The organism is Limosilactobacillus reuteri subsp. simiae (assembly GCF_020784875.1).
In the GTDB taxonomy this organism is placed as follows: domain Bacteria; phylum Bacillota; class Bacilli; order Lactobacillales; family Lactobacillaceae; genus Limosilactobacillus; species Limosilactobacillus reuteri_H.
In genome coordinates, this window is the sequence record NZ_JAJGUI010000012.1 from 1 (window position 1) to 408 (window position 408).

At 39.5% G+C, this 408-nt stretch carries 1 tRNA gene; it reads right to left on the bottom strand.

Annotation, left to right across the window (positions count from 1 at the left end):
- Positions 1-291: 291 nt before the first annotated feature.
- Positions 292-366, bottom strand: a tRNA-Asp gene (locus tag LMC10_RS01055).
- Positions 367-408: the final 42 nt, after the last annotated feature.

The window sequence follows — 408 nt, forward strand, 5'->3', positions numbered from 1 at the left end:
AAATACCTATATCGCAATAAATTGGCGAAATAAACAAACAGCTCATGCCAAAGTCCAGGCACAAGCTGCTTAGTAAAATTATTTTATTTTCTCATCAGTACTTCTTGACAAAGAGCCACTAAAAAGAACCGCCACGAATGACGATTCTAACTAGACCAATTTAGCTAGCAGTGATTCATATTTGCGTATCAACACTACTTAACGTAGAGCCTATTTTATTAACTGTTTACCTTTTACTAACAAAAAACTTCCCACCTATCCGTAGGAAGTTTTTATTTATCATTAATTATACGGTCCGTACGAGACTCGAACTCGTGATCTCATCCGTGACAGGGATGCGTCCTAAACCAACTAGACCAACGGACCAAAATTGCGGGGGCTGGATTTGAACCAACGACCTCCGGGTTA